Below are 23,050 nucleotides of genomic sequence, written 5' to 3'. Positions count from 1 at the left end.
ACGATGCACACCGTCACCGGCCGGTTCGACGACGGCTCTGCCTACCAAGTGCAGGTCACCGGAGACGCGGCCCGGCCGGTGGCCGGCTCCGCCCGCGCGGCAGCGCTCGTCGAGCTGCACGCGGGCGAGTCGATCATGCTGACACCGACGGGCCCGCCGCGCGCGGTATCGGGAACCGACGAGGACACCATCCTCGCCGTCCTCCGCCGGTACACCGACGTCATCGCGAGCCACCGCACGACGAAGGAATGAGTGATGGCCCCGGGCCGGAGCCCGGGGCCATCTACCCGTTTGGTGAACAGCGCCATCTCGGTGGATGCGTCGTCGCGATCCTCACTCGGGAAGCCGTTCCCGGCTGTTCGACCGCACCGGTGCTGTGCGGTGTGCCCCTTCCGGGGCCGTACCAGCGGGCGAGCAGCCCCACCAGCTTCACCCCCGCATGCGCGGGGACACCCGCTTCAGGAAGAAGGGCGAGGGCCAGTACGTCGGACCACCCCCGCGTGAGCGGGGAAGCACGGCATCATCTCGCCGATGCCGCCCGGTTTGTATGGACCACCCCCGCTCACGCAGGGACGCAACCCCTGTTGAAGGCGTGAACCTACAGAGGGCATTCCCACCGTAGCAGCAGCCACGGACAACGGACGGTGACCTCCGCGGAGAAGGGCAACCGCCCTTCGTCGTCCGGTCAGCAGCGCAGGACGCTAGCCGGTCAGCTTCCTCACTCTGTGCGCCGTGACCAGATACGGAATCGCCATCAAGGCGCTCCCGAAGGGCGGCAAGCCGTTCGGGGACGAGGACGAAGACCAGGACCCGGACAGCGCGGCCACCGACCCGGCCGTCTCCGAAGCTCCAACGGACGACACCCGCCCGAGCACGGCATCCGCCGCAGCCTCCAGCGAAAACCCACCGCCTACCGAGACCGCCGACGAGGAGATACCGAACGAAGCGAGCCCAGACGGGGGAGCCACCGCGGCCGAGAGCGCCGAGACGCCGGATGACGACGCCGGCCCCGGCCCAGCTCACGCCCCGGAGGACGACGCGCGGCCATGGTCCGGTGACATGTACGACGAGGGCGACGAGACCGACCCGGCCGACGCGTTCGCCGCCTATAAAGGTGCCGACGGCGAAGAGGCGTGGCTGGACCAGGCTCCAGACGGCACCCTGACAGGATGGGTGCGCGACGCCACCGGCCAGGTGTGGCGGTACACAGACCCGGACGTCTGGGCCATCGATGTCGACGACGCTCAGATGACCCGAGCGCACAGTCAGGCCAACGACGGCGGCGGAGACGCGGCGGTCACACGCGGCGGGCAGGATGCTCTGTTCCCGCCGAAGCAAAGTGGGGAGCAGAACCAGTGGAGCTGAACCGCCAGAGGTACTTGGCGCTCCTCAATGAGGGCAAGGTCGCCTTCGCGACGGGAGACCCCTCGGATGCCTGCCCTTACGACCAGTACAGCGCCGATCCCGCGCAGCAGTTCGGCGCCCGCTACTGGACCAAGGGGTGGGTCGCGGCGCGCACGGCGTCCGAAGCCAAGAACTCCGCGGCAGAGGCCAGCGCAGGACAGTAGGGGAGCAGGCACGGCACGGTCCGCGGCGGCCAACTGTCCACCCGCCCCGGAGGTTCCTCGCCGTGCCACCCGCCCCCACATCCCGAGCCCCTGCGCGCAAGGGCATCTGTCGGGCAATCTTCGCCGTCACGGGCGTCGTTGACGACGTCGCGGACCTGATCGTCCCCGGTGCGTTCGCCCACACCCTGGCCACCAGACCCGTCAAAACGGTCTGGCACCACGAGTGGCAGCAGCCCATCGGCGTGGTCCTGGACATTGCCGAGTGGCAGCCCGGCGACCCCCGGTTCGCCGACATCCCGAACTGGCCCGCGGGAGCCGGGGCGCTCGTGGCGACCATCCAGTTCAACCTCCGCACGTCGAGGGGCCGCGATGTGTACGAACAGGTTCGACAGTGGCACGAGCACAACGAGGCGCAGTTCTCCATCGGCTACCGCGTCCCGCCGAGCGGCGCGACGAAGCGCTCCGACGGCGTCCGCGTGATCCACAAGTTGGACCTGTACGAGGTCTCCCCGGTCCTCCACGGTGCCCACCCACTGACAAGATCATTGGAAGTCAAGGCCGCCTCTGATACACCCGAGTTGGAGCACAAGACCACCGCTTCCAACGGCCACATCGACGTCAAGGCCGCCGAACAGCAGGTGGGACGCGGGGCCATGGTCGCCCTCTACCTCCCCGCCGGCGTCGCCGGAAAGATCGCCCACCACAACGGGACAGCCCCACGCGACCTACACGTCACCCTCGCCTACCTCGGCGACGCCGACCAACTCCCAGGCCACCCCGACGACCTTGCCGGCATCCTCGCCACAGCCCTCCGCGGCGCCGCGCCACTTACCGGCACGGTGGGAGGTATCGGCCGCTTCCCCGACACCGGGGAGGGCGAGCCGGTGTTCGTCCCCGTCGACGTGCCCGGCTTGACCGAACTCCGCGAACGCGTCATCAACGCACTGGCCCTCTCACCCCTGGCCGGAGCGCTGCGCAGCGACCACGGGTTCGTCCCGCACATCACCCTCGGCTACGACCTTCCGGCGGACATACCGGTCGTGCCGCCCCTCCCCGTCGTCTTCGACACCGTGCACGTCGTGCGGGGCCCGGACGCAACCCCCATCCGCCTCACCGGCGCAGCGGCCGACGACGCACCCGCAGTGCAGAACGGAAACGCCCAGCCAGGCGCGAGCGGACTCGGGCTGCGAGCCAGCGTCGAAGCGAAGACCGCTCGAGCCGCCGTTCTCGAAGCCAAGGCAGGCGGCATGGACAAGAGGCCAGGTCACCACAAGAGTGCCCGCGCCACCGTTCTGGAAGCCAAATCCCGCATCACCCCAGGAGCCACCGTGCCGTCGATCCAGCCGCTGCCCGCCTCCTACGAGGAGATCCGAGACCGCCTCGGCACCGCCGTCCGCCGCCTGCTCGCCACCGACGACGGCACCTGGACGTGTATCGAAGCCACCTACCCCGACCGCGTCATCGTCTCCGTCCACCCAAACGGCGACGACCCGGTCAACTACACCGTTCCTTACGAGAGCATGGGGCCCGAGATATCCCTCGGCACCCCCCAGCCCGTCGAACTGACCACCGTGGTCATCCCCGATCAGGGACCGGCACGCGCGGCCGACAGCAGCGAGACCACCGACAGCATGGTCGTGCGACCGGCCCTGCGCGCACTTGCTGACGCCACCGCCCGTATCCAGGCCGCCGACTCCGCCGAACAGCTTGAACCTGTTCGCGCTACCGTCGGCGAACTCCTCGCCGCTCTCTCCTCCAAGGGCCTGGACATCGACCGTGCCGACGAGGACGACCAGCAGCCGCCCCCTCCGCCGTCCCCGATGGCCGGCAACGGAATGGACCTGTGGGACGACGACCCGTACGACGAGCCCCACGACACCACCCCCACCGTCGCCAACGAGCCGAACGGCGACGACACCGAGCCGGACGACGACGAGGACGAGCCGGGCGACGAAGACACCGTCCGCCTGGATGCGAACGAGGTGAAGGCCCAGCTCGCCGCGATCCAGGGGTAACAACCGCGACCAGCCGGCTCTCACAGCGAGCGGACGCAACAGCGGCACCTACCCCACCGCATACAACAAAACAGCAGGTCAAAGCATGCGTGCTGCCGTTCCCTCGCCCGGAAGGAACGGCAGCACGCGACGTTAAGCACCACCGCTCTCTCAAATGCCCCGCGTTGTCGGGTCGTCCCGGTGCTGGCCGGGCGAGCGACGCACGTCAACCGCACCCCAGCACGTAGAGAGAGCACACCGTGAGCACCCCCGTCACCTCGGAGAGCAAGGGACTGGTCCGGAGCCTCAAGGCCCAGCTCGCCGAGAAGTCCGCCGAAGCCGAGCGGATATCGCGAACCTTCAAGGTCGAGGACAACGGCGGCTTCGTCGTCAGCACCGAGCAGGCCAACGCCTTCAAGAAGGTCTCCGCCCAGGCGATGGAGCTCAAGCAGCTCATCGCCGACGCCGAGGGCATGAGCGAGGTCAAGCAGTATCTCGACGCGCCCGACTCCGTCCCCGCCGCCGGCCAGCACTACGGCCAGAAGGCACAGACCATCGAGGGCAAGAGCCTCGGCGACATGTTCGTCGAGAGCGACGCCTACAAGAACGCGGCCCAGGCCGGCTTCCGTGACCGTCCCTACGTCCGGGCGGAGATGGAGGGCAAGTCCATCTTCAGCCTGTCCGCCGGAACCGTCACCCACCAGACCCTCGGCTCCGCCCAGAACCTGGGCATCGCCGAGCGCGAGTACCGCAAGTTCCACATCCGCGACCTCTTCCCCAAGAGCAGCACCAAGCAGGCCGTGCTCTACGGTGCCCGCGAAACCGGCTGGACGAACAACGCCCGGCAGGTGAAGGAACGTTACGCCGCCGACGGCGTCAGCCCGGCGACCGGCGCCGACAGCGACAACTGGGGCCGGGCGCCCCGATCGAAGCTCTCGCTCGTCCCGGTCATGTACCCGGTCAGCGAGATCGCCCACCTGCTCGACGCCCACAAGAACATCCTGGCCGACGAACCCAGGCTCAAGACCTTCATCAACTCGCGGATGGTCGAGGGCGTCAAGTACCAGGAGGACTGGGACCTGTTGCACAGCGTCGGCGACGGCCAGAGCCTCACCGGCATCTTCAACACGCCCGGGGTCCAGCAGACGAAGGGGCTGGCCACCGACCAGTACAGCGTCCAGATCCGCCGCAGCATCACCAAGGCGCTTTTGGCCGAATACGACCCGACCGGAATTGTTTTGTCCCCCACGATGTGGGAGCACGTCGAGGTCGAGGAAGACCGCACCGGGGCTTTCCGCGTGGCCCTGCAGATCGCCGTCGGTGCGACCAAGCGCGTCTGGCGCCTCGACGTCGTCGAGACGACCGCGATGGCGGACGACAACTTCCTCATTGGCGCGTTCGGGCTCGGCGCCCAGCTCCATGACCGCGAGTCCGTCTCCGTGACCGTCAGCTCCGAGAATGCCGACAACTTCGAGAAGGGCCTGATCACCTTCCGAGCCGACGAGCGCGTGGCCCTGGAGGTCCCGCGCCCCGAGTCCTTCGTCATCGGCACCTGGACCCAGCCCACCACCGGCTGACCTCGGCGGAAGGGAGGCGCCGCCCACCGCCCCCGAGCGGCGCCTCCCCTCCACCCCTCGTCTGCACCATCTGACACGGAGGAATGCCAGTGACACACAAGGAACTCGCAGGGCTCGCCGCCGACCTGGACGCGCTGACCGAAGCGCCGGCCACCCGCAAGGGACCGCCGTGCAGCGTCGCGGTCGCGCTGGCGTCCGTCGACGAGGAGACCGCGGCAACGCTGTGCCGCACCCTCGACACCCCCACCATCCCCTCTACGGCCATCGCCGCAGTGCTCAGCCAGCACGGCCGCGCGATCACCGCCTACACCGTGGCACGGCACCGCCGCCGCGGCGAAGTCACCGGATGCCGGTGCCCGGCCGGTATCCCTGCCCAGCGACCTGGAAGCCCTGCTCCAGCCCGCGGAGAGGCTCCTTCCGCCGGCCTGCTCGTCTTCAGCGTCGGCCCGGACGGCTGGGACCCCCTCCGGCTGCTGTAACGGCAACGCACCGTCCTTTCCGAAGGGCGCGACCCAAACGACTGCCCGCGCGCATCCTCCTTCGACCACTGCATTCGGAGGACGGACACCATGGGCCTGTATCGCCAGGACGGCACCCGCATCACCAAGGCAGCGTTCCCCGCCGCCGCACTCGACGACCCGCCGGTCCGAGTCACCGAAGACGTCTACGAGTCCGAGCCGTACGGGCGCGGAGACGGACAGCCCGAGGGCTCCAAGCGCCTCCTGCTGTACCCGACCGGCACAATCGTCGCGCGCTCCGTCGTCGACCGCCTGTTCACCTCGGCGACGGTCTCGACCATCAGTCCCGCCATGGGCCCGGCAACGGGCGGCACCACCGTCACGATCAAGGGGGCCGGCCTCGATGGCGTCTCCGCAGTCAGCTTCGGTGGCGTCGCCGGCACCGGTCTTCACGTCCGCTCGGCTGCCGAGCTGTCTGTGAAGACGCCGCCCGGTACGGCCGGAGCGGCGCCCGTCGTCCTCACCACGGACAGCGGTGCCATCAAGGCGGACGGCTTCGCCTACGAAGCCCCGGCCGGAGGCTGATGGGAGACGGGGCCCCGCCGCGGGGCCCCTCGCCGCCTTCCCCACCACGAGACACAAGCTGAGCGCCCTGCGCGTTCGGACCGACACCCCTTGAGGAGCCACCCATGGCCACCACTGCTCGCGCCCGCAAGGCCACCGCCAAGACGCCCTCCGAGGGCGACTCGGCCCCTGCCGCGCCGGACGCCGCCCCGCTGGAGCCGCCGCACATCGACGAGGCCCCCGAGCCGCCGGCACCGCGCCCCTACGTCACCCCGACCGAGGTCATCCCCGACGAGGAAAACTTGGCGGAGGTCATCCTCGACGACGCCACCGGCCAGCCGCCCGTCGACCCCGACGCCGTGTTCACGCCGCTCACCCCCTTGGGCTCGACGCTCCAGTGCACCGTTCGCCTGGTCGAACGGACCTTCCTCGGGCCGCACCGCAACCCCGTCACCCGGTTGCTGCAGCCCAAGGGCGCCGTGGTCTCCGAGGGCATCGCCGCCCGCATCCGCGAACGCCTCCACGCGCAGACCACGCGCACCGGCACCGCTCAGTAAAGGAGACGAAGGGATGTCGGTCTACGATCACAAGCTCATGTGGGCGGGGGCGCACTACGACCCGGCTCCGGCCGGCGGGCAGGTGATGCGCCTCGACTTGTACGCCACACCCCAGCGCGACGGTTCGGTGGTCGCGTCAGCCGCATCCGCCGTCCGCCTTCGGAGCGGGGTGTACCGGTTCGACCTGCCCACCGTGGCGCCCGGCCGGTACTGGGGTTCGGTCACCTTCACCCCCAACCGCGTTGGCCAGCCCACCACGGACACATCAGTGCGCCTCGACCTCCCGACCGGACAGGGCCTGGTCGGATCGCCCGAAGCGGTCGCCGACATGCTCGGCGTCCCTCTTCCCCTCACGGCCCCCAGCGCGCCGCCTACGAGGAGGAGATCCGCAACGCACAGGCCGACGTCGCCGCCTACCTGAACCGCCCGTTGGTTCCGACTGCCACCACACTGCCCGGCATCAGCCCCCGCTGGACGGACGCTCTCGAAGACATCGAGACCTGGCCGGTCCACATCGATGACACTGCCGAGGTCGTCTCCTACCGCGGCAACCCGGACGGCACGTACGACGTGGACCTCCTCGTCGGCCTGAACGGCGCCAAGGAGGAGACGGTGGTGCGCTACGTCGTCGCGCACGCCGCGGAGTCCGTGCGGCAGCGCTCCGACGGAAACACGGGGCCGGGCCGCCGGGTCTCGTCGGTGAGCGCCGAGGGACAGTCGATCTCCTACGAGTCCGCGCCCACCGCCGGCCAGGCGGGCGCGCTACCCGCCATCGACAGCCTCAACCGGCTCCGCCGCCTGACGTACCAGCCCCTGATCCGCCCGCCGCGCGCCCCGTGGCCCTACTCCTCCGGCCGTACCCCGCGATGGCGCTGACCAAGAGAGCCGAGCTCGGCCACCCGGCCACGGCCGACGGCCGAGGGGTCTCCACGCATCACGCAGGAGGAGAGGTGACCTGGTGGCTGTCGTCCTCCCGAACCGTCTTCTGACGCTGCACGCACTGGAGCATCCATGGGTCCGAGACACCAACGGAGTCCCGGTGCCGCCGGACCCGAACCAGCGTCCCGCGCCGCGCGGCACCTGGCCGGGCTCGGCGTTGGAGCAGCAGGACGGCACCTGGTCCCTGCGCCTGGACCCGGGCGCCTGGCCCGTGGAGCCCGGCGACATCGTCAGCGATGACCACGGGCTGACGTGGACCGTCACCACCGCGCGCGAGCACCGCGTAGCGGGCTGGTCGGCCGCCGACTACGTCCAGGCGACCGCCAGCCGGAACCCGCCGAAGGCGCCCTGATGGCGAAGTTCAGAGCGACCCCGGGCCTGGAGGCTCAGCTCGCACGGATGATCGCCCCGTACGTCCAGCGCATCGCCCGCCGCGTCGAGGTCGAGGCCAAGCGCTTGGCCCCACCGACCAAACGGTGGGTGACGGTGGCGGACGACAAGGTACGCCCCACCCACATGGGAGCGCAGGGCCAAGTCGTCCCGGACAACCTTCGTTTCACGGTCAACAGCATGGACTGGGACCGCAAACACCGCGGCGTCGGCTCCAGCACGTACATGCTCCAGCCCCGCGACCAGAGCTCACGCGCCGTGGCGAACCTGAAGAACTGCCGCTGCACAACGGTCATCGACCCGGACGGCATCGCCCGCAACGTCACCACCGGCCAGCCGGTCATCGCCGGCAAGACGATCACCGTGACCGTCACGGCACGTGGACCGATGGTCGTCGAGGCCGAGGTGGGTACCGTCTATCCCGGCAACCTGGTCGCCGAGGGCACCCACTTCATGGCCCGCGCTGCCGCAGCCGTCGCCGCACGACGCTGATCGCGGGCAGAGGAGCACGTGCCGCTTCACGCACGCGGGGGACGCCGCGACACAAGCACACCGCGCCCGCACCCTTGCCGCCCATGACCAGCACGAAGAAGACCACCTCCACCGACGGCACCCCGACCCCCCAGGTGGTCGGCCGACCGCTCCGCGAAGGCCAGCGGCCCGAGCGCGTGATTTTCTCCCACCACCTGCGCATCGGCGGCCGCGACTTCCTCCCCGGCGACACCGCACACCTCGCCCCGGACTACGCCCGGCAACTGCGCAACAGCGGCTACCTCGCCCGAGAGCGCGCCTGACCATGACCGACTCCTACGCAGTCGCCGACGCAGACCCCGTTGCCACCGTCCTGTCCTGGCTCACCGAGCACCCCGAGGCGACCAAGGCCCTCGGCGGCCCCGGCCGCGTCTCGGGAATCGTCGAGGGCCCCTGGCCACACCTACGGGTCACCGCCGGCGCCGGAGGCGACCTGCGTGACCTGTCCTGGGCCACCGAACCCGAGGTCGCCCTGGAAATCTACGGCGATCCCGGCGGATGGCCCGGACCGGCGGCCCTCCGCCGCGCCCTGCTGGTGTGCGCAGTGGCCGCGGCGGAACTTCCCCGAGCCCCGCAGGACGCCCGCCGCCCTGTCGTCAGCCGAGTGCGTCCCTCCGGCATGTTGATCGACTCCCCGCTGGTCACCGGCCAACCCCGGTACATCCTCGGGCTTCTCATCACCCTGCGCCCACCGGAGGGCAGCACGCGACGTTAACCGGCTTCCCCATCCACGGTCCGACGGCCATCCACCCATCGGCACGAGGAGAAGTCATGGCCGCCGAGATCACCAACTCGCGAGAGATCGTCGTACCCGCACGGACTCATGTCTGGCTCGCCAAGGTCGGGACGCCGGCGCCAGCGGACGCCACCGTGGAAATGCCCGCCGGCTGGAAGTCGGTCGGCTTGACCACCGAGGACTCCCTGAAATTCAAGGAGGAGCCGGACTTTGAGACTGTGAAGAGCGCCCAGACGGATTTCCCCAGCCGCACCTTCCAGACCTCCGAGGCGGCCACACTGGAAGTGGACCTGCAGCAGTGGAACGGATCCAACTTCATCGCCGTGTTCGGCGGCGGCAGCATCACGGAAATCAGCACCGGAGCTGAGGGCAAGGGCGCGAAGCACTACAAGTTCACGCCGCCCCCGGTCGGCGGCCGCAGCGAGATAGCCGCCGTCATCGAGGTCATCGACGGCGGCAAGTGCTACCGCTATTGCTTCCCCAGGGTGATGCAGATGGAAGGCGTCGAGAACGAACTGCAAAAGTCGAAGGAGAGCGTGCTGCCTCTGCGGTTGGCAGTGCAGGGCGGTGACAACGCCGACGCCTGGTACATGCTCACCAACGACCCTGCATTCGCCCCGGCCACGTAACGGCGCACCGCACCCCGGCCCCGAGGCGTAACCGCCCCGGGGCCGGATCGCTCCACCAACAGGACGCGACGCAAACCTTCTCCCCCTTCTACCTTCGCGGCTCGATCAGGACCCTTTAGGAAGAGAGCCCGCCTTGACCACGCTCATCGACCTCGACGCCGCGCGCCGCGAAGTGCAGCACCCCGACGGCATCGCCGTCCTCTTCCGCAAGCGCCGCTTCGTCTTCCCCGCCGAGCTGCCGGCGACCGCCCTCGACACGCTGCTGTCCGAGGAACTGGACCTCGCCGGCTTCCTCGGCGACATAGCGATCACCACGAGCAGCAGCATCGCCGGGGAAGCGATCGAACTGCTCACCAAGCGCCCGCGGTTCCCCGCGCAGCTCTGGAAGGGCTTCCAGGACCTCTACGAAGCTCTCCTGGGCGAAGAGCAGTACAAGGAATTCATAGGCTGCCGCCCGTCGTTCGGCGACTACGTCAGGCTCACCAAGGCCCTGGCCCGCGAATATGGGGTGTCGCTGGGAAAACTGTTTGGACTCTCCGGCTCGTCTTCGACCAGTGGGGAGACGTCGAATCCGATCTCCTCCGATTCCACGGGATCGACGCCCGAGGCATCTGGCTCCAACCCGGGCAGCCAAGCTTCATCGGAATCCGCCGACTGACGGTCCTCCTTGACCGGCTGCCAGAGGAGTCCCGTACACGGTCCGCCCGCGTCAGCGGGTGGACCGTCACCACCGAACTCCTCGCCCAACTGATCGAAGAAGTCTCCCTGCTCGCTGCAGACCTACGCCGCAAACAGCCGCGCACGATCCCCCGCCCCTACGGCGACGCGGGACCGGCCCACGCCGGCGAGCAGACCACGACCACAAGTACCAGCGGGCACCAGCAGTTGCTGGCGGCCGCAGCACGACGAGGAGCAGTGCGCCTTGGGTGAGGGGATGCAGGCCGGACGGCTGGAGGTGCCGGTCGTTGCCGACCTGCACGGCTTCGCCGAGGAGCTGCGGGCGAAGATCGAGGCCGTCACCGAGGGTCTGAAAATCAAGATCCCGGTGAAGATCGCCGACAAGGGGCTCCGCGAGCGGCTGGAGACGGCCGTCAAGGAGGCATCCACCGGGGTCTCCGCCAAGATCAAAGTCAAGCTCAAGGACAAGGGGCTACGCCAGCAACTCGACGAAGCCGTCCAACGGGCCTCCGCGAGAGGTCATGGCATCACCGTCCCGGTCCGCCCGGACGACGCGGGACACCGCGGCGCAGGCTTCCTCGGCCGACTCCACAGCCTCGTGACGGGAGCGCAAGGGGAAGCCGACCGCAACCCCGTACGCGTCCCCGTCCAGATCGAGGCGCCCACCGGCGGCCGGATGCGCGGCGGCAGACGCCTCATGCGCACCCTGGCCATGGGCTCGATCGTGTCCGTGATCGGCCCCGCCCTGGGAGCCCTCACCCAGTACGGTGCCGCTCTGACCGCCTTGGTCTCCGCCGCCTCCCCGGCCGTCGGCGTCCTGGGAGGCATCCCCGGGCTGATCGCTGCCGCCGGCACTGCGGCTATCGGCACGAAGGTCGCGTTCAGCGGTTTCGGCGAAGCGCTCAAGCAGACCTTCAAGAATGAGCAGCAGCTTGCCGCCGGCACCAAGGTCACCGCGGCGCAGCAACAGGCGCTCGCGCAGGCGATGGGCGACGTATCGGCGTCGGCGAAGAAGACGATCCTGGCCGTCGCAGGAGTACGCGGCGAGTGGAAGTCGCTCCGCATGTCGGTTCAGGAGCGCTTCTTTTCGAAGATCAAGAACGAGATTGATCCGCTGTCGAAGAAGACCCTGCCCCTGCTGAAATCCTCGCTCGGGGACGCTGCCGGACAAATGGGCACCCTGGCGCAACGCGGCGCGCGCTTCATGCAAACCGGGGTCTTCGCCCGCGACTTCCGAACGGTCGCGAAAACGAACGCGGCGCTCATAGGTAACTTCAGCGGCACCCTGCGAAACCTCGGCCACGCCACCCTTGATTTCCTCGTCGCCTCGGGCCCCTTTGCCCGGCGGCTGGGGAACGGCACCGAGCGGCTCTCGCGGTACATACGCGCATCCACGGCAGCCGGCCGCGAGACCGGCAGTCTGGCGAAGTTTCTCGACCACGCCGGGGATAAGGCCAATCAGCTCGGACGCAGCACCAAGTGGTTGGGGAAGGGCCTGGCGGCGGTCGGCCGGGCCGGCATGGAGAGCGGCAACGCGCTCTTGGACGGTTTCGAGGGCACGTTGTTGCGGTTCAACCGCTGGGCCCGCTCCGATAAGGGCCAGATGTCGATGAAGACATTTTTCGCCGACGCGGGACCGACGTTTCATGAGCTCAACGGTCTGGTCGGCGACTTCTTCCGCGGCTTGGGTCGGATGGCACGCAGCAACGGCATCACGGACCTTGTCCGGCAGATCCGCACGGAGCTCATGCCCGGCGTCGGGGCTTTCTTCGATTCCATCGGCAAGTCGGTCGGACCGTCTGTCATCAGCCTCATCTCCAATCTCGCGCGCGCCTTCGCCACCCTTTCCGCGGCCGGCACCGGCCTGGGCACACTGCTGCTCGCCTTCAACGGGCTGCTGAGCCTCTTCAACGGGTTGATGCGCGTGGTGCCAGGACTTGGCACCGCCTTGGGGACGCTGATCGGCGCCCTGATGGCGTTGAAGATCGTCACCGGCATCACCGGCACCTTGGGCCGGTTCGGCACCACGCTGCGGGGCTTGGCGACGGCATCGTCGGGAACGACTGCGGTGATCGGCCCGCAGATCGGCGCGTGGCAACGGCTGAGCCTGGCCGCCTCGCAGGCGGGGCGCGCGATCCCCGGAGCGATGCGCGGCGCAGGCGCCGCGGCCGGAACGTTCGGCGCCGCGATGCGCAACGTGGTCACCTCCGGTTCGGCGGTCACCACGGCGATGGGACCGCAGATCAGCACCTGGCAACGGATGCAGGCCGCCTACCGGTCCGCAGCCGCGGGCGCCGGGACGCTCGGCGGCGCGATGCGCAACGCCGGCGCGGCCGTCCGCGCGGCGGGATTCGGCGTAGGCGGGCTGGTGAACGCCCTCGGGGGCCCACTGGGCGCGGCGTTGACCGTCGCGACCATCGGTGTGGGGCTGTGGGCCAGCAGCCAGGAGAAGGCCGCGCGCGCCACGGCGGCCCACGAAGACCGAGTCAACGCCCTGTCGAGGGCCTTGAAGGATTCCGGGGGCGCGATCGACGCCAACGTCAGGTCTCAGGCAGCTCAGCTCCTGCAGGAGACGAAGGTCGCCGACGGGCACGCCAAGCTCACCGCCGTCATGGACCGCGCAGGAATCGGCCTCGGAAAACTCACCGATGCGTATCTCGGGCCGAAGGACGCGCTGGAGAAACTCCAGAAGCAACTGGAAGACACCGCGAGGGCGCACACGCACCTGGAGCAGATCGCCGGTAACCGCGAGACCCGCGGCATGAAGTCGGTAACGGACGAGACGGGAAAGCGGGCCAAAGCCGCCGCGGATGCCCTGAAGAGCGTACGCGGCGAGCTGGAAGGGGCGATCGGAAAGAATCGCGAGCTGGAGGCCGCCACCAAGGGCGTCGGCGGGGGAACGGACGCTTTCAACCGGCTGAAGGCGGCAGTGAACGGACTCTCCTCAGAGACATCGGCTGCCGACGAGAAGGTGACATCTCTCAAAAGAGCCCTCGACGCTATCACCGGCAACACGGAAAGCTTCCACGATGCCCAGACAAGGCTCAACGCCGCCGTGCTCTCCGTCAACGAGGCGATCGAGCAGGGCAACGGGAAAATCCCCGACGCGGCGCAGAAGCTGCTGCAGTACGACGGGTCGATCAACACCGCCAGTCGCGCCGGCCAGGAGTTCAACTCCCGGATGAAGGAGATCAGGGAGTCGGCGATGAGCGCGGCTGTGGCCGCACAGCAGATGGCGAAGGAGAACGGAGTCCCCATCGGCCAGGCGATGAAGACCGCCGAGGCCGAGATGTCCAAGGCCCGCCAGGCTGCCGTCTCCTACGCCCAGTCGCTGGGGCTGCCCAAGCAGCAGGCCGAGGAACTGGCCAACCGCCTCGGGCTGATGCCCAAGACAGTGTCGATGCTTTTCCAGGCGCAGGGCATGTCCACGATCAACGCGGAGATGCTCCAGCTCCAGGCACGCCTCAGCACGCTCAAGCAGGGCCAGACGATCACGATCAAGGCGCCCACCGGCGAGGCGATTGCGGCCCTGCGGGCGGTCGGCTACGAGGTCACATCCCTGCCTGGCGGACGGGTGCGGGTGACAGCGTCCACCGGCGAGGCCCGCTCTCAGCTCGCCATGCTGGTGAGCGCCATCGCGGCAACCCCGTCGGACAAGAACGTGTCGGTGAAGACGCTGATCGGCGACGCGGTATCGGGCCTGACGAGCGTCCGCGACCAAGTCGTCTCCCTGCCGGCGGACCGCACCGTGAAGGTCGACGCACCCACGGGGCTCGCTCGTGCAGAACTGGAAGCACTCGGCTACAAGATCACCGACATCCCGGGCTCCAAGCAAGTCGCCATCACGGCCCCGACAGGCACAGCGATTTCGCAAGTCCAGGCCATCCAGTCCCAGATCAATTCACTGACCGGCAAAACCGTCGACGTGACGATCCGCTACAACAACGTCGGCAAGCCGTACGTGAACGAGACGCAGAAGAAGGACGGCGGAATCGTCCGCTTCAGTAAATACGCCAACGGCGGCATCAGTAGGGCAGCCGGGAAGCTGAAGGCATTCGCCCAAGGCACGGAACGGCACGTCGCCCAGATCGCGCGGGCCGGAACCTGGCGGCTCTGGGCGGAGCCCGAAACAGGGGGAGAAGCCTACATTCCACTTGGGCGGGCAAAGCGCGCCCGATCAGAGGCAATTCTCGACGCAGTGGCCCAAGAATTCGGCGGCCAGGTCATTTACCCGCGCGATGCGAACGGCCAGGATCCTTCGGCGCTGTACCGCAGCGCACGTTCCTCCGTCTCCATGCGGCCCACCGTCCCCCGGGCGAGTACCTCGCTCGTCGGCGGGGACCTGAAATTGGTCATGACGGGGGCACCGATGTCCCCGAGTGCCGCGATCAACGACGCCATGTTCGAGCTGCGCCGTATCCAGCACGGAGGTGCCCATGTCTGACCGCGTTCTTCGAGAAGGGCAGTGGAACCTGCTCTATGACGGCAACGGCGTCCACCCGGGCGTCGACTTCCTCTTCGGCACCCGGGAGACCGGCTTCGACCTGGTCGCTCCGTACGAGATCACTTACGGCGACCCTGAAGTCGGGGACGTCGCTCTTCCTCGGGAGGACGGTGTTCGCCTCGGCCAGGACTACCGGTCGACCGCGAGCATCGCCTTCTCCATCGGTGTGGACACCGTCGACGACGCCCCGAACGTGGTCGGCCGCCACGGGGCGAACCTGGGCGCGGTCTCCCTGCTGGGCCGGGCATGGCGGGCGGATGCGGTACGCCGCCGCTTCGGCGAGCGGGCGGTACTGCGCACCCGCCAGGGGGGTCGAGTCAGGCGCTTCTACGGCAGGCCGCGGAAGTTCGCCCCCGCGGCCAGCCGCCTCACGCGCCTTGGGCACACCATCGTGGAGGCGACGTTCCTGGCGGCGGAGGACGTCGCTTACGACGACCGGCAGCAGACGACCCGCGTCGACATGGCGCCGGCACCCCACCGCGGGCTCGTCGGCCCGCTGCGCACCCCCTTGTCGATGACCGGGCCCGGCGCCACGAAAGTGCCGGGCGAGATCGTCGTCGCGGGCGACGTGCCCACCTGGCCCGTGCTGACCATCTACGGGCCGATAGCCACCCCCCAGTGTGAAGTCCTGGGCCAGTGGATGGTGACCCTCAACCTGAACCTCGACCGCGGCCAGTGGGTGCGCATCGACCCCCGCCCCCTGGTACGTACCGTGATGCGCAACGGCAACTCCTCCGTCGCCGACACGCTGGACCGTCACTCGCCTCTGCTGGCGGACATGCGTCTGCCCCTCGGGCGGCACGACCTGATCCTGCGCGGCCGGGACGACACCGGGACGTCGTACATGACCGTCTCCTGGCGCGACGCCTACGCCTACCTATGAGCCGGCCACGCACCAGGAGACGCAAGCTGGTCAAGCCAGCACAGTTCGCTCGGTAATTGCCGAGTGCGAAGGACATGACGACGATGGCGTGGGACAGCGTTCCGTGGTTCACCGAGGGCGGCGCCGAGCACAGCTCCGAGATCGCCCGCGTGCTGGCGTTCGCAGCTTTTTCTGGGGCGCAGGGCATCATCGGCGGCGGTGACCTGCGGGTGCAGGCCCTGGGCACCCCGGCGGCCGCGGTACAGGTGATGCCTGGCGCGGCCGCGATCCTCAACCGCTCCCGCGGCTCGACCTACGAGGCGTACGCGGCCCGTTTGCCGGCAGCCGACACGGTGCCGATCGCGGGGACCGGCGCCAGTGCGCGCTCCGACCTGATCATCGCCCGGGTGGAGAATCCGTACAGCTACGGCGAGACGTGGCCGCAGCCAAAGGACGCGGCGACGGGCCCGTACGTGTTCACCCGGGTCATCAGCGGCGTGCCGAAGACGACGACCGACGTGCGTGAGGTCCGCCCGAACGACTCCGCGATCACCTTGGCACGCATCGACATCCCGGCGAACACCAGCGCGATCACCGGCTCGATGATCAAGAGCCTGCGGGAGATGGCCAACCCGAGGCGTCGACGGGTACTGCGCTCGCTGCAAGGGGTGTGGGACCAGCCGGACGAGGTCGGAAACATCCGGCAGCCGGCGTACGAGATGTTCCCCGACGGGGCGAAGTGGATGTTGGAGATCCCAGACTGGGCGTCGTCGATGACGATCATGGCGACGTGGGCGCAGCTTGATCAGCGCAACGCGGCCGACAGCTACGGCTTCCTCAAGGTCGGCATCGGCGGTGTCGAGGGACAGCTCGACGGTGGAGCCGTGCTGCTGGCGACGCCCGCCACCCGGTACCTGTGCCAGTACAGGGGAGGCCAGCGATACACGCTGGTCTCGGGCGGCACGCTGAGCATCCCGCGGTTCATGCGCGGCGGGGTGTGGCCGTTCATCATGCAGGGCTCCGGCGCGAAGGACTACAAGGGCCTGCTGGAGGCGGACGGCGGGTCCGCGGTGTTCTTGGACGTGGAGTTCGTCGAAAGCCCGCACGAGGACCAGATCTGATGAAGGGCTGGCGCTTCATCGCTCAACGAGCCCTGGGTGAGCGGCAGATCCTGGACTGGGAAGTCCCGCTCGCGCTGTCCACGAATCCCAAGAGAGCGCTATCGGGACCGGGCCAGATGGCGGGGACCATCGACCCGGAATACGCCCGGATGATCGGCACCGACGGCCGTCCGATCCTCCAAGAGTGGGGCACGAAACTCTACTTGGAGATCGACGGCTGGATCCGATGGGGCGGCATCGTCACAGACATCGGCTACGAAGGCCCCAAGATGACGGTGACCTGCGAGGGCCTGTCGAGCTACCTGCACGGCACCCCGTTCGAGGACCGCCTGGTCTCGGGAGAGCTGATCGACCCGAAGGACAAGTGGGCAGGAAAGGACAAAAACCACGACGGCTACATCGACGGCAGCCAGCCCCGACGGAAGATCCCACCGGCCGGGAAGCCGTACACGGGCCCGCGCATCGACGCCTACGACGCGTTCCGTGCGATCTGGGACCACGTCCAGTCCCGCCCCTACGGCAACATCGGCGTGCAGATCGATGGCCACCAGCTCGGCGAAAAGCTCGGCAGCCCCGACGGCAAAGATCCCTGGCGATTGGAGTGGTGGGACAACCCGGACTGCGGACAAGCGATCGACAACCTTGCCAAGGAACTGCCCTTCGACTGGCTGGAGACCCACCGCTGGGCCGATCCCGAGGGCACGGAGATCGAGCACCGCATCCGACTAGGCAAGCCCCGTCTGGGCCGTAAGCGTGAGGACCTGCGCTTCGCGGACGGAGAAAACATCATCGAGCCAGCCACCCCCAAGAACATGGCCGACGAGTTCGCCAACGAGGTCGTCATCCTCGGTGCGGGCGAGGGCAGGCGGATGAAGCGCGCCCAGGTCCACGCCTTCGACGGGCGGCTGCGCCGCGTGGCCACCGTGACCGACAAGACCCTCAAGTCCGACCGGGCGCTGCGTACCCGCGGCGAACAGGAACTCGCGGGCCGCACGATGGGCGTACAGGTCCCCATGATCCAGATTCTGGATCACCCCAACGCGAGGTTCGGGTCGTGGTCCCTCGGAGATGACATCCGCGTGCAACTCCATGTCCCGTGGATCGGGGACGTCGACGTTTGGCACCGCATCGTCGGCGATGAGATATCGGCCGACGGCACGTGCACCTTGGAGCTCAAACGCAGCGACAGCTTCCACTACTGACCAGCCACACCCGGCGAGCACCTGCGCGACGTCTCCAGAGCCCGGACATTGCGCGACACTAACCCGCCGGACCCTGTGAGGTGCTCCTTCATGGGCACATCGTTGGACGCGCAGGTCCAGGCACGGCAGATGGCTCGGCTGCTCGCCGATCTCGACCGGCGGCTGCGCGGACTGGAGCGCACTTCACAGGCGGCCTACTCCAGCATCGAGGGCGGGGCGCTAGAGGTCTACGACGACGAGGGGGTACTGCGCGGCACGGTCGGGGTGCAGAGCGACGGTACCGTCGGGGTCGTCGTGCACACCGCGGAGCCGCCGCCGGTTCCGACCGCGCCCGTGGTGCAGCCGGCCTTGGCGGGCTTGACCGTGGTGTGGGACGGGCAATGGGACGACGCCGACACCACACCGTTGGACTTCTCCCGGGTTCAGATCCACCTTGGCCCAAGCCAAGACTTCACCCCCGGTCCGCAGACCCTGACCGGCTCTATCACCAACACCAGCGGAGGCGGCCTCACCGTCGCGGTCGACGGCTACGAGCCGACGTGGGTGCGGCTGGTGGCCGTCAACACCGCCGAGGTACCGGGGAAGCCGTCGGCTGCTGTGCAGGCCGCGGCGCGTAAGGCCGCCGGCCAGGACCTGCTCGACGGGATCGTCACCGATCTGAAGATCGCCGAGCAGGCCGTGACCGGAGCAAAGGTCGCCGCCGGCGCCGTCGGCCCAGAGGCCCTGGCCAACGCCGCGGTGACGACGGAGAAGATCGCCGCCGCGGCCGTGACCGCTCAGCACATCGCCGCCGCAACGATCACCGGCTCCCACCTCGTCGCCGGCACGATCCAGGCCGAGCAGCTTGCCGCGGACGCGGTCGCGGCCGGGAAGATCGCAGCCGACTCGGTCACTGGCCGGGAGATCCGGGCCCTGGCCATCACCACCGACAAGATCGCCGCCAACGCGGTGAGCGCGGGCTGCATCCAGGCCGGGGCCATCGAAGCCACCCACCTCAAGGCGGGGGCCATCACCGCCGACAAGCTGTCCCTGGGAGTCAACGGCAACCTGCTGCCCGACTCCTCGTTCGAGTCCGGGTACATCGCCGACCGCCTCACCGGGCGCACCGACGCCGCCGTCATGCCGACCGGCAACCGCTCAGCCCGCGCGCTGGCCTTCACGCTCGACGCGACCGAGGGCCGGACGTTGGAGTACGAGTCCTATCCGGTCACCGCCGGCGAACGGTACTGGACGGCCTACGACGCCAAGGCCGGCTCGGACTTCACCACCACCGGCCCGCCGGTCCAGATGGCGCTGCAGTGGCTCGGCGCCGGCGGCAAGCTGCTGGCAACGGCAGCGGCTACTGCCGAGCACCTGGCGGCCGACGACGCCTGGCGGCGCGAATCCGCCGTGCTCATCGCACCGCCCGAGGCCGCGGCGTGCCGGCCGGTACTCCAGGTCCCGCCGGGGCGGGGTGTCGTCTGGTTCGACAACGTCGAGCTGCGCGCCGTGCTGTCCTCCGCCACCGGCGGAGAGCGAGCCGAGATCAGCCCCGAGGGGTTGCGCATCTACGACGCCGAGGGCGAGGAAGCCGTATGCCTGGTCGGCGGCCGTCCCAACTACCTGAGCTTGGCGGCCGACGGATCACCGGTCGCCACCATCGACCAACACGGCAACGCGGGCTTCCAGGATCTCGCAGCAGCCGGACGACTGTCTGTGGGCGGCGACGATCTCCAGACGATCCTCGACCGGCTCCCGCGTGGCATCGTCGCCCAGAGCCCCATCACCACCAGCGTCTCCACCAGCGGTACTGAGATGGGGTTGATGGAGCTCGCTTTCGACTGCGACAGCTCCCGGACCTATCGCATAGTGCTGGACTGCTACTCCAACCCGTCAGCGGTCGGCGGTGAGCTGCAACTGAGGTTGCGCGACGGCGGGGAGGGCGCGCCCACCATCCGCTCCGCCCAGCTCCAGTCGGCCATCCACCCCATCGCCGGTCCCAACTGGGCGAGGGTGAGGATGGAGCTGGTCAAGCAGGGCTACGAACTCGGCGACGGCGTGCACCGGTTGCTGACGACGTTCAACAACGCCAACGGGCCAAGCGGGCAATCGATGTCCCTCTTCGGCAACGAGATTTACCCCGGGCACATGTACGTCGAAGACCTCGGCCCGACCTTGGAGTCCACCGGTGTCTACAACCGAGGCGGGGCCAGCACCAAGCCCCCCTCGAAGACCTACACCAAGGTGTACGACGCGACCTGGTCCGGCACTTACGCCAACCGCAGCTCCTACAACTCCTACTACGGCAACAAGATGGTGCAGGGGTACTACTCGTCCGGCACCGGGACGCAGGCCGCACTCGCCGGTTTCGGCGCCAACGTCGCCTCCGACCTCGCCGGCGCGAAGCTGCTCTCCGCCGAGGTCTACCTGTACTTCGAGACGTGGTACTCCAACTCCGGCGGCAAGGCCGTGATCAAGTCCCACAGCCACAAGGCGCGCCCCGGCGGCTTCTCCACCGACCCCAAGGCCGTAACCGTCGGCTTCGCGAAGAACGAAGGCCGCTGGGTCAACATCACGTCGATCTTCGACCCGAGCTGGTTCCGGGGAATCTCCCTCGACCCCAACAACACCTCGTCCACCTACTACGGGCGGGCCCGCGGCGTGGGGGAGACCAACTCCCCGCGCCTGCGACTGAAGTATGTCAAATAGAACAAAGGGAACTTTGATGACGAGCCCCCTCCTCACCCAGCACGTACTGGCCACCCACCCCACCTTCCAAGCCCGAGTCCGCATGGCCTTCTCCCACGTCGCCCGGGACGTCTGCGCCGAGGACCCCACCACCGCAGGACACGACCTGCGCTACGCCCTGGCGCGCACCGCCGTAAACCCCAGCGACCTCACCAGCCCCGGCTACGCCTCAGCCATCGCCACCAACCCGGCAGTCGCCGCGGCCGCCCAGACGGCGTACGACGGCACGCCCGACAGCACAGACAGCGGAGTCAGCGACGAGCTGATCGTGCAGGCCGTCCGTCAGGTGTGGAACGTCCTATGCGGCTGGGTGCCCGGCAGCAACGGGCAGGCCGAAGGCCCGTGATCGCTCAGCCCTTCCGACGCAGCGGCTCCCTGCGGTAGGCACAGCCCCCGTGGGCGCCGCGGGCTCTCAACATCACCTTCCATCCGCACTCGCGGAACGGAAGCCCAGCACCGGCCCGGCCACCATCAACGGTGACCGGGCCTTCACCGTTTCCAAGGAGCATCATGACCACCGACCCGACCGACCAACGTACCGACACCGGCCTCGACCGCGCCCTGAAGGCAGTCGGCGAGACCCTCGGTCGTACCGACGTCAAAGTGGCGTTACTGCTGAGCCTTCACACCGGCTTGGCCGTGTGGCTCAGCACCGTCTCCTCCGACGGGCCCCGTCCCGCGCGGATCCTGTCCGTCGTCGCCTCGGTCTTCCTCCTCGCGGGGATCGTCTTCCTCCTGGCAGCCGTGCTGCCGGCGATCGACGACCGCGACGGCTCGAACTTCCCGCACTGGGCCAGGATGACTCCCGAACAGATCCGCGCGGCTGTCCGCGAAGACCGGCGCCACCACGAGATCAGCGTGCTGTCGAAGCTCACCATGACGAAGTACCAACGCATCCGGGCCTCCGTCTTCTCCACGGGCCTCGCCGTGATCCTCCTGATCGTCACCGCCGACGTCACCGCCCTTGCCCCCTGACCCGCGGCAGCACCGAGTCCGCCTCGCAGGCCGCGCTGCTCCAACCTCACCGCGAAGACGACTGCTGGTTCGCGACACGACAACGCGACGTAAGGGCCCCCATCCCGCGAAGGTGTACCGGCAGCCGCCGTTCTGCCAGAAGGCGGCCCGCCAAACAGTCGACTTCGTACGAGGAGGGGCCCGTGGAGTGGCTTGTCTCTCTGGCGCCCGTTCTCACCCCCGTGTGCGGCATGGCCGGCGCTCTGGGCGGCGCCTGGCTCATGCACCGGCAGGCCAAACGCAAGAACGACGCCGAGGCCAGCACGGCCGCCATCTCCACGGTCACGGAGGGATTCACCGGCCTGCTGGAGCAGCAGCGGGCGATGAACGCCCAGACCCTTGATCGCGTGACCACGCTGGAGGCGCGGCAGATCGACCTGGAGCGCAAGGTCGAGGTCCTGCAGGAAGAACAGCGACGATGGCGCCGGTGGAAGGCCGCCGCCGTCGACTACGTTCGGCAGCTCCGCGCACTGCTCGCCCCCGTCGGCCCGGTGCCGGCCCCTCCCCGCGAGATCGCCGCCGACATCGACGACAGCACCTCCACCTGATGCACCGCGCGACGCAAGTTCCCCACGGCGTGCACAGTCCGCCTCGTCCTCAACCCGACGAAAGGCAGGACCGATGTCCACGCTCGACTCCATCACCACCGGCGCCCAGGTTGGCGCCCTCCTTCCGCTGCTGACCGCGATCGTGCAGCGCCCGGCTTGGTCGACGGAGGTGAAGAAGGTGGTGGCCGCCGTCCTCGCCCTGCTCGCGGGCCTCGTCACCGTGGCGGCCTCCGGCGGCTGGGAGCAGTTCCAGCACGGCACCCTCACCTTCGCCACGCTCGCCGCGGTCCTGGCCGCCTCGCAGGCCACCTACGACCTGCTGTGGAAGCCGATCAACATCGCCCCGGTGATCGAGTCGGTCACCAGCCCGAAGCCCGCCGGACAGCCTGAGTAGCACCGCCTCCGGTCACCCGCCGGGGCGCCGGCGGGTATCATCCGAAACCAAGGTGGC

General features: G+C 68.9%; 25 protein-coding genes. All 25 read left to right on the top strand.

The annotated features are described in order from the left end of the window. The first annotated feature begins 3 nt into the window (after nucleotides 1-3). The 25 genes from ACQEVS_RS09860 (at nucleotide 4) to ACQEVS_RS09740 (ending at nucleotide 22,993) form a co-directional block, all read left to right on the top strand. Complete coding sequence (locus tag ACQEVS_RS09860) at nucleotides 4-252, top strand: hypothetical protein (protein WP_433018106.1); 249 nt, start codon at nucleotides 4-6, stop codon at nucleotides 250-252. A 480-nt stretch (nucleotides 253-732) separates the two neighbouring features. Further along, a complete protein-coding gene (locus ACQEVS_RS09855; protein ID WP_433018103.1) occupies nucleotides 733-1,365 on the top strand; it encodes a hypothetical protein in 633 nt (210 codons plus the stop codon). Further along, a complete protein-coding gene (locus ACQEVS_RS09850; RefSeq protein ID WP_433018100.1) occupies nucleotides 1,356-1,568 on the top strand; it encodes a hypothetical protein in 213 nt (70 codons plus the stop codon). Before ACQEVS_RS09855 ends, ACQEVS_RS09850 begins: the two co-directional genes overlap by 10 nt. A 62-nt stretch (nucleotides 1,569-1,630) precedes the next feature. Further along, entirely contained in the window at nucleotides 1,631-3,583 is a 1,953-nt protein-coding gene (locus ACQEVS_RS09845; RefSeq protein ID WP_433018097.1) for a 2'-5' RNA ligase family protein, read from the top strand. Between the two features lie 239 nt (nucleotides 3,584-3,822). Continuing rightward, nucleotides 3,823-5,139 (top strand): phage major capsid protein, encoded by a 1,317-nt coding sequence (locus ACQEVS_RS09840; protein ID WP_433018094.1) that lies wholly within the window; start codon nucleotides 3,823-3,825, stop codon nucleotides 5,137-5,139. An 89-nt stretch (nucleotides 5,140-5,228) separates the two neighbouring features. Then, nucleotides 5,229-5,618, top strand: a complete 390-nt coding sequence (locus ACQEVS_RS09835; protein WP_433018091.1) for a hypothetical protein — start codon at nucleotides 5,229-5,231, stop codon at nucleotides 5,616-5,618. 90 nt (nucleotides 5,619-5,708) lie between these two features. Further along, the gene (locus ACQEVS_RS09830) at nucleotides 5,709-6,182 is read left to right on the top strand and encodes an IPT/TIG domain-containing protein (RefSeq protein ID WP_433018089.1); all 474 of its coding nucleotides are present in this window, start codon (nucleotides 5,709-5,711) and stop codon (nucleotides 6,180-6,182) included. A gap of 104 nt (nucleotides 6,183-6,286) precedes the next feature. After that, nucleotides 6,287-6,718 (top strand): hypothetical protein, encoded by a 432-nt coding sequence (locus ACQEVS_RS09825; RefSeq protein ID WP_433018086.1) that lies wholly within the window; start codon nucleotides 6,287-6,289, stop codon nucleotides 6,716-6,718. A 13-nt stretch (nucleotides 6,719-6,731) separates the two neighbouring features. After that, nucleotides 6,732-7,139, top strand: coding sequence for a hypothetical protein (locus ACQEVS_RS09820; protein ID WP_433018083.1), 408 nt, complete (start codon nucleotides 6,732-6,734; stop codon nucleotides 7,137-7,139). Between the two features lie 8 nt (nucleotides 7,140-7,147). Next, a complete protein-coding gene (locus ACQEVS_RS09815) occupies nucleotides 7,148-7,594 on the top strand; it encodes a hypothetical protein (RefSeq protein ID WP_433018080.1) in 447 nt (148 codons plus the stop codon). Between the two features lie 82 nt (nucleotides 7,595-7,676). Beyond that, nucleotides 7,677-8,009, top strand: a complete 333-nt coding sequence (locus tag ACQEVS_RS09810; protein ID WP_433018077.1) for a hypothetical protein — start codon at nucleotides 7,677-7,679, stop codon at nucleotides 8,007-8,009. After that, on the top strand, nucleotides 8,009-8,539 hold the full coding sequence (locus ACQEVS_RS09805) for a hypothetical protein (protein ID WP_433018074.1): 531 nt from the start codon (nucleotides 8,009-8,011) through the stop codon (nucleotides 8,537-8,539). The genes ACQEVS_RS09810 and ACQEVS_RS09805 overlap by 1 nt, the downstream gene beginning before the upstream one ends. 83 nt (nucleotides 8,540-8,622) lie before the next feature. Beyond that, nucleotides 8,623-8,841 (top strand): hypothetical protein, encoded by a 219-nt coding sequence (locus ACQEVS_RS09800; RefSeq protein ID WP_433018071.1) that lies wholly within the window; start codon nucleotides 8,623-8,625, stop codon nucleotides 8,839-8,841. 2 nt (nucleotides 8,842-8,843) lie between these two features. After that, complete coding sequence (locus ACQEVS_RS09795; protein WP_433018068.1) at nucleotides 8,844-9,293, top strand: hypothetical protein; 450 nt, start codon at nucleotides 8,844-8,846, stop codon at nucleotides 9,291-9,293. A 56-nt stretch (nucleotides 9,294-9,349) separates the two neighbouring features. Beyond that, a complete protein-coding gene (locus ACQEVS_RS09790) occupies nucleotides 9,350-9,943 on the top strand; it encodes a hypothetical protein (RefSeq protein ID WP_433018065.1) in 594 nt (197 codons plus the stop codon). Nucleotides 9,944-10,076: 133 nt separating this feature from the next. Beyond that, entirely contained in the window at nucleotides 10,077-10,601 is a 525-nt protein-coding gene (locus ACQEVS_RS09785; RefSeq protein ID WP_433018062.1) for a hypothetical protein, read from the top strand. Between the two features lie 264 nt (nucleotides 10,602-10,865). Then, nucleotides 10,866-15,065: a hypothetical protein gene (locus ACQEVS_RS09780; RefSeq protein ID WP_433018059.1), complete on the top strand. Its 4,200-nt coding sequence runs from the start codon at nucleotides 10,866-10,868 to the stop codon at nucleotides 15,063-15,065. Continuing rightward, nucleotides 15,058-16,008, top strand: coding sequence for a hypothetical protein (locus ACQEVS_RS09775; protein ID WP_433018056.1), 951 nt, complete (start codon nucleotides 15,058-15,060; stop codon nucleotides 16,006-16,008). Before ACQEVS_RS09780 ends, ACQEVS_RS09775 begins: the two co-directional genes overlap by 8 nt. A 74-nt stretch (nucleotides 16,009-16,082) precedes the next feature. Continuing rightward, nucleotides 16,083-17,108, top strand: a complete 1,026-nt coding sequence (locus ACQEVS_RS09770) for a hypothetical protein (RefSeq protein ID WP_433018053.1) — start codon at nucleotides 16,083-16,085, stop codon at nucleotides 17,106-17,108. After that, nucleotides 17,108-18,310, top strand: coding sequence for a hypothetical protein (locus ACQEVS_RS09765; protein ID WP_433018050.1), 1,203 nt, complete (start codon nucleotides 17,108-17,110; stop codon nucleotides 18,308-18,310). The genes ACQEVS_RS09770 and ACQEVS_RS09765 overlap by 1 nt, the downstream gene beginning before the upstream one ends. Nucleotides 18,311-18,400: 90 nt before the next feature. Further along, nucleotides 18,401-20,998: a hypothetical protein gene (locus ACQEVS_RS09760; protein ID WP_433018047.1), complete on the top strand. Its 2,598-nt coding sequence runs from the start codon at nucleotides 18,401-18,403 to the stop codon at nucleotides 20,996-20,998. Nucleotides 20,999-21,014: 16 nt separating this feature from the next. Further along, the gene (locus tag ACQEVS_RS09755; protein WP_433018044.1) at nucleotides 21,015-21,383 is read left to right on the top strand and encodes a hypothetical protein; all 369 of its coding nucleotides are present in this window, start codon (nucleotides 21,015-21,017) and stop codon (nucleotides 21,381-21,383) included. Between the two features lie 164 nt (nucleotides 21,384-21,547). Next, complete coding sequence (locus tag ACQEVS_RS09750) at nucleotides 21,548-22,012, top strand: Pycsar system effector family protein (RefSeq protein ID WP_433018041.1); 465 nt, start codon at nucleotides 21,548-21,550, stop codon at nucleotides 22,010-22,012. 182 nt (nucleotides 22,013-22,194) lie between these two features. Beyond that, nucleotides 22,195-22,599, top strand: coding sequence for a hypothetical protein (locus ACQEVS_RS09745; RefSeq protein ID WP_433018038.1), 405 nt, complete (start codon nucleotides 22,195-22,197; stop codon nucleotides 22,597-22,599). 73 nt (nucleotides 22,600-22,672) lie between these two features. Beyond that, on the top strand, nucleotides 22,673-22,993 hold the full coding sequence (locus ACQEVS_RS09740; RefSeq protein WP_433018035.1) for a hypothetical protein: 321 nt from the start codon (nucleotides 22,673-22,675) through the stop codon (nucleotides 22,991-22,993). Nucleotides 22,994-23,050 lie beyond the last annotated feature (57 nt).

It is taken from the genome of Streptomyces sp. CA-181903 (assembly GCF_050937075.1).
GTDB lineage: Bacteria > Actinomycetota > Actinomycetes > Streptomycetales > Streptomycetaceae > Streptomyces.
The sequence above is the reverse complement of the archived record's forward strand: the minus strand, read 5'-3'. Positions and strand labels throughout refer to the sequence as shown.